General features: G+C 70.0%; 9 protein-coding genes. 1 reads left to right on the top strand and 8 read right to left on the bottom strand.

Annotated elements, in window-relative coordinates:
• Positions 1–5 precede the first annotated feature (5 nt).
• The 7 genes from ACTMVF_RS30630 to ACTMVF_RS30660 all read right to left on the bottom strand — a co-directional run bounded on the left by ACTMVF_RS30630 (position 6) and on the right by ACTMVF_RS30660 (position 11062).
• Positions 6–719, bottom strand: coding sequence for a glycoside hydrolase family 12 protein (locus ACTMVF_RS30630; RefSeq protein ID WP_441274346.1), 714 nt, complete (start codon positions 717–719; stop codon positions 6–8).
• A 39-nt stretch (positions 720–758) separates the two neighbouring features.
• Positions 759–2972, bottom strand: coding sequence for a glycosyl hydrolase family 95 catalytic domain-containing protein (locus ACTMVF_RS30635; RefSeq protein WP_441274347.1), 2214 nt, complete (start codon positions 2970–2972; stop codon positions 759–761).
• Positions 2969–4987, bottom strand: a complete 2019-nt coding sequence (locus ACTMVF_RS30640) for a beta-galactosidase (protein ID WP_441274348.1) — start codon at positions 4985–4987, stop codon at positions 2969–2971. Before ACTMVF_RS30640 ends, ACTMVF_RS30635 begins: the two co-directional genes overlap by 4 nt.
• A complete protein-coding gene (locus ACTMVF_RS30645) occupies positions 4987–7212 on the bottom strand; it encodes a 1,4-beta-glucanase (protein ID WP_441274349.1) in 2226 nt (741 codons plus the stop codon). Before ACTMVF_RS30645 ends, ACTMVF_RS30640 begins: the two co-directional genes overlap by 1 nt.
• A 153-nt stretch (positions 7213–7365) precedes the next feature.
• Positions 7366–8301 carry a carbohydrate ABC transporter permease gene (locus ACTMVF_RS30650; RefSeq protein WP_441274350.1) on the bottom strand — a complete coding sequence of 312 codons (936 nt, stop codon included), beginning with the start codon at positions 8299–8301 and terminating at the stop codon, positions 7366–7368.
• A complete protein-coding gene (locus ACTMVF_RS30655) occupies positions 8298–9341 on the bottom strand; it encodes an ABC transporter permease (protein WP_441274351.1) in 1044 nt (347 codons plus the stop codon). The genes ACTMVF_RS30650 and ACTMVF_RS30655 overlap by 4 nt, the downstream gene beginning before the upstream one ends.
• Positions 9342–9367: 26 nt before the next feature.
• Entirely contained in the window at positions 9368–11062 is a 1695-nt protein-coding gene (locus ACTMVF_RS30660) for an extracellular solute-binding protein (protein WP_441274352.1), read from the bottom strand.
• Between the two features lie 379 nt (positions 11063–11441).
• Here ACTMVF_RS30660 and ACTMVF_RS30665 point away from each other — a divergent pair, with 379 nt between their 5' ends.
• Positions 11442–14282 carry a glycoside hydrolase family 3 C-terminal domain-containing protein gene (locus ACTMVF_RS30665; protein WP_441274353.1) on the top strand — a complete coding sequence of 947 codons (2841 nt, stop codon included), beginning with the start codon at positions 11442–11444 and terminating at the stop codon, positions 14280–14282.
• Positions 14283–14472: 190 nt separating this feature from the next.
• On the opposite strand, the gene ACTMVF_RS30670 is transcribed toward ACTMVF_RS30665, so the two are convergent.
• Positions 14473–15918 carry an aldehyde dehydrogenase family protein gene (locus ACTMVF_RS30670; RefSeq protein ID WP_441274354.1) on the bottom strand — a complete coding sequence of 482 codons (1446 nt, stop codon included), beginning with the start codon at positions 15916–15918 and terminating at the stop codon, positions 14473–14475.
• Between the last annotated feature and the right edge of the window lie 433 nt (positions 15919–16351).

Consider the following 16351-nt stretch of genomic DNA (forward strand, 5'->3'; position numbering starts at 1 on the left):
GCACGTCAGCTGCTGCTGACGGTCAGGTTGTTGGTGTTGAAGTCCAGCCCGCCGGACGACGAGGTGATCTCGAAGCCGAACTGGACGTCACCGATGGTCTCGCTGCTGGACATCCAGCCCTTGCCGGCGATCCAGCTGAGGATGGGCTTGATGTTCACGGTGCCGGAGTTGGAGTCGGAGGTCCGCAGGAACGAGTAGACCTCGTTGGCGCCGTTGTTGCCCTTGTAGACGGTCCAGGTGTGGCCGCCCAGGCTGACGTTGCCCTGCGAGGTGCCGAGCGGGCCCACGGCTCCGTTGTAGTTGACCCAGAGCATGATCTCGTGGTCGTAGTCGGTGTCCCAGATGTCGTACGACGTGTTGTACGCGCCGGACGACGGGACGGTGACGTTGTAGCTGCTGGTGAGCGAGCCGAGGGAGGCGATCGTCTTGTTGATCACCTTCTTGGAGTTGGGGTAGGACTTGATGCCGCCGGTGTTGGGGTGGTTGGCCCAGACACCCCAGTTGGTGCCGGAGTTGGCCCATATGCACTGGCTGCCGGCGCCGGAGCCCCAGATGTTGTTGTAGAGCGTGTAGCCGTTCAGGCTGGTGTTGCCCCACTGGTCGCAGGAGTTCCAGACCGCGGCCGAGGCGGGGGCGGAGGCGAGGCCGACGGTGGCGCCGAGGGCCATCGCCGGGGCCAGTGCGGCCATGGTGATCTTGCGCAGTGCCTTCTTTGCCATGGTGTCCCTTTCCATGGGTGGGGGGAATTGCGGGGGGAGTTACCACGCCCCCAAGGTGAGGACGTGGTCTTCTCCGGCTACGAGGTCGAGCGGTCGTGCGTCACCACGGCCGTCGCCGTCACCGGCGGAAGTCCGGAGTTCTATGCGGACGGTGCGGGACGGCTTCAGGACCGCCGTCGCCCCGTCGGGCGTCCAGGTCAGGTCGACCTCCGCGCCGAACCGCGTCCGTACGCCCCGGAGTCGGCCCTGCGGGAGCGTCGGCGGCAGCGCGGGCAGCAGGACCAGCCGGTCCGGGGTCGACTGCACCAGCATCTCGATCAGTACGGCGGGCAGGGTGTGCGCGGCGTCCGCGTTGTAGACGTCGCGCTTCGGGTAGTGCGCGCTCATCAGCGAGGCGTGGAAGAAGTCGCCGCCCAGCACCTGGTCGAGGGCGTGGGCGACCCGGGCGGCGTCCCTGAGGCGGGCCGCGATCAGGGCGTGGTGGAGGTGGCCGTGCGCCGAGTCGTTCTCGGCGCCGCGCAGTTCGAGGGCGCGGTGGGCGGCCGCCGCGAGGGCGGGGGTGTCGTACGGGGTGATCTCGTCGAGCGGCCAGACGCCGTAGAGGTGGCTGAGGTGGCGGTGGTCGTAGCTGTCCGCCAGGCCGGGCCAGGCCCATTCGGCGAGGGCGCCGTCCTCGTTGATCCGGTGCGGGGGGAGGCGGTCGGCCAGGGCGCGCCAGCGGTCGGCGTCCGGGGTGTCCGGGTGGTGGTCGGCCGCCGTGAGCAGGGCGTGCCGGGCCGCCGAGAGGTCCATGGCCGCGTTGATGGTGCCCCAGCTCGCGTTCGCCGGGCGGTTCTCGGGTGAGTAGGAGGGGACGACGACCAGGTGGCCGTCGTCGTCGGTCCGGGTGAGGAAGTCCTCGTAGAAGCGGGCCACTTCGGCGAGGACGGCGGCGGTGCGCGGGTCGCGGGCGCCGCGTGTCTCGTCGTGGTCGACGAGGGGCTTGAGGAGCCAGTCGGCGCCCGCGGTCCACAGGTGCAGGGGGTATTCGCGGCTGAAGTGGTAGATGTGCCCGGACTCGCCGTCGGTGTGGGCGGGGGCCACGACGCCACGGGTGCCGAAGATCGTGCGGGCGTTGTCGCGCCAGTGCTCCAACTGGCCCTGGATGAGGGCGGCGTGTGCCTCGGTGACCTCCGGGAGCGCGGCCGCGGCGGCCGATGCGGTCTGGAGGTTGAGGTTGGCGTCGGTGGTGAACGCGCCCGACCACGCCGTGTTCCAGTCGCCGGTCCACAGACCGGTGAGCCGGGGCGGCAGCATTCCGGCGGCCGAGAGGAGGTGGTAGCGGCCGGCTGCGAAGAGGCGTTCCAGGAGGGCGGGGCTGTGCGATCGGCTCAGCAACTCGGCGCCGGCCAGGGCGCGTTCGGCGGGGTCGGCGTCCAGGTCGAGGGTCACGCGCCCGTAGGCGGTGCGGTGCACGGGAGTGTGCCGGTCCAGGAGGTGGGCGTAGGCGTCGGACTCGGTGAGCAGGTCGCGCAGGGCGTCGACATGGGCCTGCGTGTCCAGCTCTCCGGTGTGCCGTACGACCCGGGTCAGGAGGAGGACGGAGTCGGCTCCGGTGACGCGTGCGCCCGGCGGGATGAGCGCGGTACGGCCCCCGGTGGGCACGACCAGGGTCATTCCGGTGTAGCCGCGGTCGCTGTCGGGGTAGCGGACGCGGATGGTGAGGAGGGCCCCTTCGGCGGCGCGGACGATGCTCTGGCCGACGATCAGGGTGGTGGGGGCGCCCGGGAGCCGGTGGTCCAGGGTGACGACGAGGTCCTCCGCCTCGACCCGCTGGACGATGACGTCGTCCGCGCGCGAGACGAAGACCCGGCTGTTCCAGCCCGCGCACTCGGCGTGCGTGACGCCGGTGGCGAAGTCGACGGACCGGCGGTAGCCGGAGGTGTCGGCGTCGGGGCGACGCAGCCGGATCTGGAAAGCGGGATGGAAGGGCTGCACCCACTGCAGCTCCCGCCCGTCGGTGAACCCCTCGGCCGCCGTGACGTCTCCGGCGAGCAACCGGTCCTGGAGCTGCGGGAGTTCGGCGGCGAGGGCCGGTGGGCGGGCGTGTTCGCTGCCGTTGGGGCGAACCAGGGTGTGGTGGTTGACGATGATCCGGTCGGCGTTCGGATCTCCGAACACCATGACGCCGTGTCGGCCGTTCCCGCTCAGGAAGGAGTCCTCCCAGCGCTCGGCGGGGGCGGGCTCCCAGGTGCCGTGGACCGGTCCGCTCATGAGACGGCCTCCAGTACGGCCACCCCGTACCGGCCCAGCTCCACCCCGTCGGTGACGTCCGCGCCGGTCAGCAGGTCGCGGTGGCGGCCGGGCACCGGCACGGTGACGCCGTCGCGCCCGTGGTTGAGCAGGAACAGCAGCCCGCCCCGGCGGACCGCCTCCACGCCGGCCGGGAGCCCCGTGAGGGTAGGCCGTACGCCCGCGTCGGCGGCGATGTCGGCGAGCAGGGTGCGCAGGGCGTGCGGCTCGGGGAGGGTGGAGACGTACCAGGCGCGGCCCTTGCGCAGGACGGCCGGCAGCCCGTCCAGTTCGCCGCCCTTGTAGGGCGTCACGGCGTCCACGTCGTCCGCCGCCTCGATCTCCTCGGACCACAGGGTGCCGTGGAAGCCCTCGACGTCGGCCTTCTCGCCCGCGTCGAGCGGCCACCACTCGTGCAGCACACGGATGCCGAACAGGTCGCGAAGCCGGGCGTCCATGCCACCCGCGCGCACCCGGTCGTCCTCGTCGGCGACGCCGGTCTGGAAGCCGGCGACGAGGGTGCCGCCGCCCTCGACGTAGGCGACGAGGCGGTCGATGGCCGCGTCCGTCATCAGATACAGCTGCGGGACGACGACCAGCTTGTACGCGGACAGGTCGTGCTCGGGGTGGGCGAAGTCCACGACCGTGTGCGCCTCCCACAGGGCGCGATGCCAGGCCCGGACCACCTGCGGGTAGTCGACCTCGGCAGACAGCCGCCCGTCCTGCTGGCTCGCCCACCAGGCGTTCCAGTCGAGGAGTACGGCGACCTCGGCGGCCTCGACCCGGCTGTCGGCCACCTTCTCGCTCAGCAGGGCGAGTTCGGCGCCGATCCGCTTGACCTCCTGGAAGGTACGGCCCTGCTCCCCCGCGTGGCTGACCATCCCGGAGTGGAACTTCTCCGAGCCCTGCCGGGACTGCCGCCACTGGAAGTAGCAGACGGCGTCGGCGCCGCGGGCCACGGCCTGCAGGGACCAGAGGCGGTTGAGCCCGGCGGGCTTGGGGTGGTTGACCCCGCGCCAGTTGACCGGCCCGGCGGCCTGCTCCATGACCATCCAGGGACCGCCGCGGGCCTGCGAACGCGTCATGTCATGCACCAGCGCCCCGTACTGTCCGCCGAACGGATCACGCGGATCCGGATAGATGTCGACGGAGACGACGTCCTCCCGCTCGGCCCAGACCCACGCGTCCTGCCCCTGCCAGAACGGCATGAAGTTGGTCGTCACCGGGATGTGCGGGGTGTGCCGGGCGACGATGTCGCGCTCGGCGAGGTAGCACTCCAGCAACGCGTCGGAGGTGAACCGCTTGAAGTCGAGAACCTGGCCGGGGTTCTTCATGTAATGCGCCCGGCGCGGCGGCAGGACCTCGTACCAGTCGCCGTAGCCCTGGCTCCAGAAGGCGGTCCCCCAGGCCTCGTTGAGGGCCTCGAGGCTGCCGTACTTCTCCCGCAGCCAGCGGCGGAAGGCGGCCTCGGCCTCGTCGCCCCAGTCGTAGGTGCAGTACTCGTTGTTGATGTGCCACATCCGCAGGGCCGGGTGGCTGCCGTAGCGGGCGGCGAGGTCCTCGGTGATGGCGGCGGCGTACCGGCGATAGGTGGCGCTGGAATGGGAGAAGTGCTGGCGGGAGCCCCACCACTCGGTCCGGCCGTCCTCGTCGCGCGGGAGCGTCTCGGGGTGCAGTCGGCCCATCCAGGGCGGGGGCGAGGAGGTCGGAGTGGCGAGGACGACCCCGATGCCGTTCTCGTGCATCAGATCCATCAGCCGGTCCAGCCAGCCGAACTCCCTTGCCCCCGGGTGGGGTTCGAGCTTCGCCCAGGAGAAGACGCCGAGGGTGACTGAGTTGACCCCGGCGTCCTTCATCAGGCGGACGTCGTCGTGCCAGGTCTCCTCGGGCCACTGCTCGGGGTTGTAGTCGCCGCCGAAGAGGATGCGGCCACGGGTGGCGTCGGACAGGGAGGGGCCAGAGGGGCCCTTCCCCGCGAGTTCGTTGCGCTCCGGCATCAGACCGGCTCCCCGTACTGCACGCCGCGCCCGTTGGTGGCCAGGTAGACACGGCCATGGACGCGCGGGTCGCCGGTGATCGTCTCGCCGGTCCAGCCCCACTGGTGCTGGTCGTCGTTGATCCGCATCCAGGTCTTCGCCTCGTCGTCGGAACGGTAAACGGCGGTGATCGTCTCGGTGGAGCCGACCATGTAGATCGCCGGGTAGTCGGCGCCGTCGGCGGCCTTGCCGAAGCCGAGGGTGTACGAGGCCCAGCAGCTGGCGACCTTCGAGAAGCCGGCCCCGCCGTCGGTGGACCGGTAGAGCCCGTTCCCCTTGGTGGAGAGCCAGAGGTCCCCGGAGCGCCCGGGCGCCGCGACCAGCTCGAACTGGCTGTCACCGGAGGGCAGTCCGCTCGCCCGGGCGGTGAAGGTACGGCCACTGTCAGTGCTGGCGAGTAGCGTTCCTGTGTCGGTGTCGTACGCGTAGAAGAGCGTCGGGTCGGCCGGGTCGGCGACCGGCGTGGCGCCCTTCGGGAAGGAGGAGACCTCGGACCAGGTGGCACCGTTGTCCGCCGAGCGGTGAGCAGGGTACTTCGTGCCGTCCCAGTGCGCGAAGACCCACAGCAGCACACTTCCGTCGGCGTTGGTGGCGATCGGCCCCGGTGCGTCCTTGGCGATGGAGGGCTGGGCCTCGAAGGGCGCCCACGTCTGCCCGCCGTCGTTCGAGTAGGCGCCGTTGCCGTTGTCGCCCCAGCCGGTGCGGACGACATACGCCGGCCTGGCCGCGGCCTGGGCGAGTCCCGTCGCCGACCCGAACACGGGGTTCGACGCCATGCCGCGCGAGGGGGATGCCGTGAGCGACTCGTGGTACATCACGCCGATGTCCCCGTTGCCGCTGATCAGATGCGCCTCCCCGACCGGGGGCGAGATCAGCTGGCGTACGGACGTCTCCTCCAGGCCGCGGATCTGCGGGGCCCAGTTCTTCAGGTCCCGCGTGCCGTAGAGGGTCGCGCCGGTGCCGTAGACGACGTGTTTCGAGTCGTACGGGTCGAGGGCGACCGCCTGGATCCACCAGCCGAACTTGGGCTTGTCCTGGCCCCACTTGAGGAAGGGAGTCTCGGAGACGTCGAAGACGGCCGTGTCCTTCAGGGAGGTCCAGGTGCGGCCGCCGTCGGTGCTGCGGTACACCGTGTCGACCGCCGCCCAGCGGTTGTTGGTGGAGACGACGAGCGTGCCGGGCCGCCGGGCGTCGACGGCGACACCGCCGTAGCCGAAGGTGTCGGCCGACCCGTCGTCCGTGGTGCCGCCCGGCTTCACGGGCGTGACCTCGGTCCACTTGCCGTTGAGGGTGCACAGCTTGTGCACGCTGCCGTCGGACTGGCCGTTGGGGCCGGGGGCGTTGGCGTACGTGACGTACAGGTGCCTGGTGCCCCGGTCGTACGCGGCGCGGATCGGGACCTTGGCGGCGGTGCCGGCGGGCTGCCCGGGGACGGCTTCCCAGGTGGTGCCGTTGCTGGTCCGGTACAGGTTCTTGGTCCCGGACGTACCGTCGCCGTCGCCCCAGCCGGCATAGAGGGTGCGTCCGGCGGCGACGAGGAGGGTGACGCCCTGGCCGCTCGCGCTCGGGGTGCCCGGGAAACCGGCGGCGGCGGCCCAGGTGGCCCCTCGGTCGGTCGACTTCAGCAGCCCGTCGTGCCGGGTGCCCAGCCACAGCGTGTCACTGTCCCGGGGGTCCACCAGCAGCCGCTCACCGCAACCGCGCCCGTCCTCGTTGGCGCCGAGCTTCACGGAGAGGTCGGCGCGGGTCCAGGTGGCGCCGCGGTCGTCGGAGCGCAGGACGGCGCCGTTGGAGGCCCAGGACTGGGCGTAGGTGCCGAGGGCGAGATAGACGCGGTCGGGGTGAGCGGGGTCGACGGCCATGGCCTCTACGCCGAGGAGGTTCCAGTCGTCCCAGCCGAGGTGATCGGTCAACGGGACCCAGGCGGCCGTACGGTCGTCCCAGCGGTAGGCGCCGCCGATGTCGGTACGGGCGTAGGCGAGGCCGCGGACGGAGGGGTGGAAGAGGACGCCGGTGATGAAGCCGGTACCGCCCATGACGGCGGTGCGCCAGCGGTACGCCTGGCCGGCGGCGGCAGCGGGCTCTGCGGCGGACGCGCGCCCGGCGAGGGAGGGGAGGGTGGTGAGCGCGGCGGCGGCCGCGGTCCCGGCGAGAACGGCGCGTCTGCTGAGTCGGGACGTACGCATGGACATACCTCGTTCTTGAAAGAGAGGGGGGAGACCTACCTAGGGGTGCGGGGCTGTATCGATGTGCGGCTCCGCCGCGTGGGCGCGACCAGCCACGACGAATTCGCAGCCGCCAAACCGCAGAAGCTCCCCGCCACCCCACCCGTTCGGGCTTCAGCCCTTCACCGCGCCCGTGAGCATGCCCTTCTTGAAATGCTTCTGGACGAAGGGCGACAACACAGCCACCGGCAGCAGAGCCATCACCATGACCGCCATCTGTACAGCCAGCCCCGAAAGCTGCCCCGTCTTGATGGCCTGCCCCAGCCCGACCGGGGCCTCTTGCTTCTGCACAAGCTGGATCATGACGTTCTGCAAGGGCATCATGTCCTGGTCGTTCAAGTACAACGACGCGTTGAACCAGGCGCTCCAGTACCCGACGGCATAGAACAGGGTGATCACCGCGATCACCGCCCGGGACAACGGCATGACGATCTGCCACAGAATCCGGAAGTCCCCGGCGCCGTCAATGCGCGCGCTGTCGACGAGTTCCTGCGAAATCCCCATGAAGAACCCGCGCAGCACAAGGATGTTGAACACGGACACCGCGCTCGGCAGGATCAGCGCCAGATAGGAATCCGTCAGCCCCAGGGTCTGCACGAGCAGATACGTCGGAATGAGCCCGGCGCTGAAGAACATCGTCGCCAGCAGTGTCATCAGAATCCAGCGATGCCCGAGCGACCCGGTCCGGGACAGCCCGTACGCACACAGCACGGACACGGCCATGGAGAACACCGTGCCGACGAGAGTGACAACGATGCTGATGATCGCCGCACGGGTGACCTGTCCCCCGCTCAGCAGTTCCTGGTAGGCGATGAAGGTGATGTCCTTCGGCACCATCACCAGCCCACCCGCCTCGTCGATCGTCTTGCGCGACGAGAGGCTGGTGACGACGACGATCCACAGCGGGAAGAGGATCCCGAGGCAGGCCAGCGTCAAGGCGATGCCCTTGCCGGCGAGGCCGGCCCGGGAGGGCGCTTCCTCCCAGCTCGGCCGGGGTGGCGCCGCCCACCAACGGGGTTCGCGCACCGGCTTGTCGATGACGGCGGTCATTTCTTGTACACCCCCTGCTCGCCCATGAGATGGGCCACCTTGTTCGCGGCGAGGACCAGCCCGAGGCTGACGACACCCTTGACCAGGCCGGCCGCGGCCGCGTAGCCGAAGTCCTGGTTGCGCACACCGTTCCACCACACGAAGGTGTCGAGGACCTCCGCTGCGCCCGGTCCCACCATGTCCCGTTGCAGCAGGATCTGTTCGAAGCCGACAGTGAGGGCGTCACCGACGCGCAGCACCAGCAACAGGGCGATCACCGGGCGCAGCGCGGGCAAGGTGACGTGCCACATACGGCGCCAGCGGCTCGCGCCGTCCATCGCGGCGGCCTCGTACAGGTCGGGGGGTACCGAGGCGAGCGCGGCGAGGAAGACGATGATCCCCCACCCGGCGTCCTTCCAGACGCTCTGCGCGGTGATCAGCAGCGGGAAGGTGTTCGGGTCGGTCATGAAGTCGAGGCCGTCGTACCCGTGTTGCCGCAGCAGCTGGGAGAAGATCCCGGCGCCGCCGAACAACTGCTGGAAGACGGCGATGACCAGCACCCAGGAGAAGAAGTGCGGCAGGTAGAGGATCGCCTGCGAGACCGCCCGCACCCGGGGCCTGACCACACTGTTGATGAGCAGTGCGAGCAGGATCGGGATCGGGAAGAACAGCACGAGCTGGAGGAAGAACAGAATCAGGGTGTTCTGGACAGCGTTCCAGAAGGCCGAGTCCTCGAAGATCCGCTGGAAGTTCTCCATGCCCACGAAGGGGCTGTTCAGCATGGAGACGACGCCGTTGTCACTGATGTAGGGGTCGTAGTCCTGGAAGGCGACGACGTTGCCGAGGATCGGTACGTAGTTGAAGAGCAGGACCAGCACGACGGCCGGCAGCGTCATCAGAAGCAGCAGCCTGTCGCGTCTGAGCCTGACTTTGAGGCTCAGCTTTCCCGATGGGCGCTCCCCCGCGGAACCGGTGGCGCCGCCGGACGCCACCGGGGTCTCCTCACCCGGGATCTTCTTCTTCGCCTCGGCACTGCTCCGAGGCACCGTGCTGTGCGACACGGCCTTCTCCTTGCCTCAGCCCCGGATCAGTTGGCCGCGCTGCCGTTCTCGTCGAGGATCTGCTTGTACCAGTCGCGCAGCTTGTCGCCGCCCTTGCTCTTCCACTCCGAGACGAACTGCTGCATGTCGCTGATCTTCTTGCGACCACGGACGATGTCGTCCTCCAACTGCTCCATGTTGTTGGACAGGTTGGTGTAGCGGGCGGGTTCGGTGATCTGCATGCCCCAGAAGGACGACTTCTTGGCGAGGGCGCCCATCCGCTGCTGCCATTCGACCTGTGCCTTCGCAACCTCCGGGAAGTCCGGGTGGGCGAGGGTCGAGGCGGGGCTCGCGACCATGACGTAGGCGTTGAGAACCTCGTTGTTGCCCTGGTCGGTCTTGACCGGGACGCCGTCCTTGAGGGTGTAGTGGGTGCCCTCGACTCCGTAGTTGGTGAGCATGTACTCCTTGGTGCCGTACGGCGCCGCGGTCACGTTGGCGACGGCCAGCGCGTCGCGGATGACGGACTCGGAGGCCTTCTTGTTGATGAAGGCGAAGATGCCGGCCGGCTGGGCGGCCCACGGGACCGGGTCGTTGCCGCCGGCGCCGAAGATGTCCATGCCCGAGACCTTGAAGTCCGGGTTCTGGGTGGCCTGGGAGGCGGTCAGGCCGTACCAGCTGGAGATGTCGTTGTTGTAGATCAGGAACTCGCCGGCCGCGAACTTGGTCTGCGGGTCGGTGGCCTGGCTCTTGCCCAGCTGGAAGTCGGGGTGGACGACCCCGGCGGCGAACAGCTTGCGCGTCCACTCCAGCGCCTCGAGGTACTCCTCGGTCTCGATGCGGTAGATCAACTTGCCGTCGACCAGGTTCCAGCCGAGCGGCTTCTCCGACCCGGAGAGCACGCCGAAGGAGTTGAACGCGGTCCACTTCATGTCGCCGCAGGCCCACACCTTGGCCTTGGCGTTGGTGATGTCCTTGGCCAGCGCCATGAACTCCTCGGTGGAGGTGGGGACTTCGTACCCCTCCTTCTCGAAGAGGTCCTGGCGGTACAGGGGCACGATGTTCGTGACGTACGAGGCAGGCATCGGCAGGCCGCGCAGCGCGCCGCCGAAGATGGAGCGCTGCCAGGCATCGGTGGGGACGGCCGCGAGGTTGGAGTACTCCTTGACCTTGTCCCCGGAGAGGTAGGGGCCGAGGTCGGCGAACTTGCTGATGATGGCGCTGGGTATCTTGCCGCCCATGTTCCAGCCGGGGATCACCACTACGTCCGGAACGTTGCTGGAGGCGAGGACCGCACCGAGCTTCTGGTCGTAGGTGTTGCCGTCCTGGTTCTGCCACTGGACGTCGACGCCGATCAGATCGTTCATCGCCGTGTAGTAGGGGTTGCTCGCCTTCGGCGGCGAGCCCCAGAACGGCGCCATGATGGTGACCTTGCCACCCTTGCCGAGCTTCTTCGCGACCGACGTCTTCAGCCCGGCCAGGTCCAGCTTGCTGGTGAAGCCGATCGACGAACCGTTCTTCGACGGGATGTCCGGCGTCACCACGTTGCTGGCCACGAACGCCGGCAGGAGCTTCTTCGCGTCCTTGCCCGACGTGGTGCCGTCACGCGAGCCACCTTCCGAACCGCCGCAGGCGGAAAGCAGCGGCATCCCACCAGCCACCGCTGCGGTGGCGACCGCCGTAGAGGCGAGGAAGCTTCTCCGGCTGGGTCCGGAGGAGGCGGAGGCGGCGTTCGGCGTCATTGCGTCAACCCTTCATGGCGCACCTGGACACCCGGCGGTGGGCCGTCGGCTGCGGTGTCTTAAGTGGATCTGGCTGAGCTGAAGCGGTCCTCCGACCACTGCCGAGGGCCGTGCACCCCTGAGGTGGGCGAGCCTCGTAGTCGTAGTCGAAGCGCTTCGATGTTGCTGCGAGGTTAAGTGAAGGCATGGGGGCGCACAAGGGTCGATTCCAAGATTCCTCCGACGTGGTGCGGTTCCGACCCCACCCGCGTACATCGCTTGAAATAACGGTCAGGCGTCGGAGTTGTTGCGTCGGGGTGTCTTGACACCCGCCCCGGATCGAATGAGCATCGAAGCGCTTCGAAAGCGCCTCGCCGCTCCACCGCAAGGGGATCCCCACGTGACCGCACAAACGCCGCCTACGCCGCCTTTCCGCGACCAGCGACTGCCGTTCGCGAAGCGCATCGACGACCTTCTGTCGCGGCTCACGCTCGACGAGAAGATCGGATTCCTGCACCAGTTCGCCCCGGCCGTCGAGCGGCTCGGCATCGCCGCGTTCCGTACCGGCCAGGAGGCGCTGCACGGTGTGGCATGGATGGGCCCGGCCACCGTGTTTCCCCAGGCCGTCGGCCTCGGCGCGACCTGGAACACGGATCTCGTACGACGGGTCGGCGACGCCGTCTCCAAGGAGACCCGGGCGATGCGCGCCCGCGACGACCGCGTGGGGCTGAACGTCTGGTCGCCCACCGTCAACCTCCTGCGCCACCCCCTGTGGGGCCGCAACGAGGAGGGCTACTCGGAGGACCCGAAGCTCACCTCGGCCATCGCCACCGCGTACACCCGCGGCCTGCGCGGCGACCACCCGACGTACTGGCGCACCGCGCCCGTCCTCAAGCACTGGCTGGCCCACAACAACGAGACGGGCCGCGACGTCACGTCCTCCTCGGTGCGCCCGCGCGTGCTGCACGAGTACGACCTGCGCGCCTTCCGCGAGACGGTCGAGGCGGGCGCGACGGCCGGGGTCATGCCGGCGTACAACCTGGTCAACGGCCGCCCGAACCACGTATCGCCGTATCTGCGCGAGCACCTGCGCGCCTGGACCGACGAGGACCTGCTGGTCTGCTCGGACGCGGGCGCACCGTCCAACCTGGTCGACTCCGAGCACTACTTCGACACCCACGAGGAGGCCACGGCCGCCGCGATCCTCGCCGGCGTCGACAGCTTCACCGACCACGGCACCGACGGCTCGAAGATCACCGCACGGATCCGCGGAGCCCTCGACAAGGGCCTGCTGGCGGAGTCGGACATCGACACGGCGGTCCGCCGTCAGCTCTCGGTCCGCTTCCGCCTCGGCGAGTTCGACCCGGAGTACGACCCGCACGCGCTCATCAGGGACTTCGACACCCCGGCCCACCGCGCGCTCGCCCAGGAGGCCGCCGAGCAGTCGGTCGTCCTGCTCAAGAACAGCGGCGGCCTGCTGCCGCTCGCCCCGGACACCCGGCTCGCCGTGGTCGGCCTGCTCGCCGACGAGTGCAAGCTCGACTGGTACAGCGGCACGCTCATCCACCGCTCCACGCCGCTGGAGGGCATGTACGAGCGGTTCGGCGCGGACCGGGTGGAGTTCACGGAGGGCGTCGACCGCGTCCGGCTGAAGACCTCGGCCGGAACCTTCCTGCACGTCCCCGAGGCGGACGCCGACGACGAGGTGCGCGGTGCCGAGGGCGCCCTCGACCCGGCCCTGCTCGCCGGCCGCACCGACCTGCCGCCGCTCACCACCGACCCGACCGGCACCGAGTTCGCGCTCGTCGAGTGGGGCGAGGGCGTGTTGACCCTGCGCGCCCCCGACGGCCGCTACCTCTCGGTCGCCGAGGACGGCCGGGTCCGCGCCTCCGCCGACCAGCCCGGAGGCTGGGTCGTCCAAGAGACATTCCACCTGGAACCCCATGAGAACGGACACCTCCTCCGGCATCTCGGCACGGGTCGCCACGTCTCAGTCGCCGCCGACGGCGTGCGGGTTGCCGAAGCGAATCCGGAAATCTTCGAGATCATCGTCGTCGAAAGCGGCGAGGACGCAGTGACCAGGGTCACCTCGCAGGCGGACGTGGTCCTGGTGGTCGCGGGCAACGACCCGCACATCAACGGCCGCGAGACCGAGGACCGTACGACGCTCGCCCTCCCCGGCCACCAGGAGCGCCTGCTGCGCGCCGCCCGCGCGGCCAACCCGAACACGGTGCTGGCGCTGGTGTCGGCGTACCCCTACGCCGTCGACCCGGCCGCCCTTCCGGCGATCCTCTGGATGTCCCACGGCGGCCAGGCGGCCGGCACCGCCCTCGCCCGCGTCCTGGCCGGCGACGTCTCCCCCGCGGGCCGTCTCCCGCAGACCTGGTACGCCGACGACGCCGACCTGCCCGACCTCCTCGACTACGACGTGATCGGCAGCCGCCAGACGTATCTGTACTTCGAGGGGACCCCGCTGTTCCCGTTCGGCCACGGCCTGTCGTACGCGGCCTTCTCCTACGCCGACCTCACGACCCGCACGACGGACGACACACTGCACGTCTCCTTCACGGTCACCAACACGGGCGATGTACCGGCCGACGAGGTGGCCCAGCTCTACACCCGTGCCGTGGACCCGACGGTGCCGCGGCCGCGGCGGGAGCTGGTGGCGCACAGCCGGGTGCGGCTGGAGCCCGGCGAGCAGACGACGCTGGCCTTCGAAGTCCCCTTGCCTTCCTTCGACTTCTGGGACGTGGCGCGGGGCGGATGGCGCCGCGAGCCGGGCCCGTACGAGATCCTGGCCGGCGCCTCCAGCGAGGACATCCGGCTGCGCACGACCGTGCTCCTGGACGGCGAGGCGGCCGCACCGCGTCCGGTGCTCCAACGCGGCCTGGACGCGGCCGACTTCGACGAGCAGAGCGGCGTGGCGATCGTCGACCGCACCAAGGCGTCGGGGGACGCGGTGACGCCGGCGCAGGGCAGGTCGGGCGAACTGGTCTACCGGAACTGCGACTTCGGGGACGGCGCCACCGAAGTGACGGCGACCCTCGCCGGCGAGGGTGCGGTCGATGTGTCGCTGGACGGGGGCGCGGTGCTCGCCGTACTGACGTCCCGGGCAGCGGACGACGCGAGCCCGTACGACTACACGACACTGCGCGCCGGGATCATCGCCGAGGGCGTCCGGGACGTCCACCTCAGGCTGCGCGGCCCGGTGCGGCTCGCGCACGTCGGCTTCTCCGGTTGAGGGTCCGGAAGAGGCCGACGCGAAGAAGGGGCCCGGCACCGGAAGGCATCGGTGCCGGGCCCCTTTTTTCATCCCGGGATGCGGTCCACTCTACCTGAAAACGATTGTCACAAGCTAGAGCGGATTCCGAATCGACTCAGAGAACTCAGAGAACTCAGAGAGGTCAGAGAGGTCAGAGAGGTCAGAGAGCTCAGAGAGCGAGCCCGGTGAGGACCATCACCCGCTCGTAGGTGTAGTCGTCCATCGCGAACCTCACGCCCTCACGCCCCACACCGGACTGCTTGGCACCGCCGTACGGCATCTGGTCGGCACGGTAGGAGGGCACATCGCCGATGACGACGCCGCCGACCTCGAGGGCGCGGTGGGCGCGGAAGGCGACCTGGAGGTCGTGCGTGAAGACGCCCGCCTGGAGGCCGTACTTGGAGTCGTTGACGGCGGCGAAGGCCTCGGCCTCTCCATCGACCTTCTGTACGGTGAGGACGGGTCCGAAGACCTCCTCGCAGGAGAGGGTCGTGTCGGCCGGTACGTCGGTGAGGACGGTCGGCGCGTAGGAGGCGCCGTCGCGCTTGCCGCCGGTGAGGAGGGCCGCGCCGGCGTCGACGGCCTCCTGCACCCACGCCTCGACGCGCTTGGCGGCGTCCTCGCTGACCAGCGGCCCGACGTCGGTCGCGTCGTCACTCGGGTCACCGGTGACCTGCGCCTCGACGGCGGCGACGATGCGCGGCAGGAGCCGGTCGTACACGGAGGCGTCCGCGATCACCCGCTGCACGGAGATGCAGGACTGGCCGCCCTGGTAGTTGGAGAAGGTGGCGATACGGGTGGCGGCCCAGTCGAGGTCCGCGTCGGTGGCGTAGTCGCCGAGCACGACGGCCGCGCCGTTGCCGCCCAGCTCCAGGGTGCAGTGCTTGCGCGGCACCGAGTCCATGATCGCGTAGCCGACCTTCTCGGAGCCGGTGAAGGAGATCACGGGCAGGCGCGGGTCCTGGACGAGCGCGGGCATACGGTCGTTCGGCACCGGGAGGATGCTCCAGGAGCCGGCCGGAAGGTCGGTCTCGGCGAGGAGCTCACCGATGACGAGCCCGGACAGCGGGGTGGCCGGGGCGGGCTTCAGGATGATCGGCGCGCCGGCGGCGATGGCCGGGGCGATCTTGTGGGCGCACAGGTTCAGCGGGAAGTTGAACGGCGCGATGCCCAGGACGACGCCCTTGGGGAAGCGCCGGGTGAGGGCGAGGCGTCCCTGACCGCCGAGGTCGGTGTCGAGCCGCTGGGCCTCGCCGCCGTTGAACCGCCGGGCCTCCTCGGCCGCGAAACGGAAGACGGACACGGCACGGCCGACCTCGCCTCGGGCCCACTTCATGGGCTTGCCGTTCTCGGCGGAGATCAGCCGGGCGATCTCCTCGGTGCGCTCGGCGAGCCGCTTGCTGACGTGGTCGAGGGCTGCGGCCCGCACGTGGGCCGGCGTCGCGGCGAAGTCCTCGCGGACGGCGTACGCGGCGGCCACGGCCTCCTCGGTCTGCGCGTCCGTCGGCACGCTCACCTTGCCGACGACCCTCCCGTCCCACGGGGAGGTGACATCGAAGCTGTCCTCGCCGCTGACCTGGCGGCCGGCGAGCCAGAAGGCGTGGGTGGAAGTCATATCGATTTCCCGGCCCTTCCGCGTTGGGGGTGTCCTGGTGTGTCGGGGTCCACGGTAGGGGGGTGGGGGCGGAGGGGCGTTTGTCCGGGGTGTAGTGGTAGGGGCGGGGGGTGCGCCGGTTTGGCGGGGTGGGGGTACGGCCCGGGAATTCTCGCCCCCGCCGCCCCTACCCGTCCCATCCCTGGGGGCTGCCGCCCCCAGACCCCCGCTTTCGGCCCTGAACGGGCCTCGTCCTCAAACGCCGGACGGGCTGAAATGCCCGGGCCGGCATTGAAGGGTGAAGCTCCCTGCGGGTGGGTGGGGCTAGGGATGGGGCGGCCTCCTCCTCCAACGGCGGGCGCGCCGAATCCAGCCCCTCCGGCGTTTGAGGAGCGGGGGTCCAGGGGGCGGAGCCCCCTGGGGCGGGGTCGAAGGGGCGGAGCCCCTGGAGGAT

The organism is Streptomyces sp. SD31 (genome assembly GCF_052068475.1).
GTDB lineage: Bacteria > Actinomycetota > Actinomycetes > Streptomycetales > Streptomycetaceae > Streptomyces.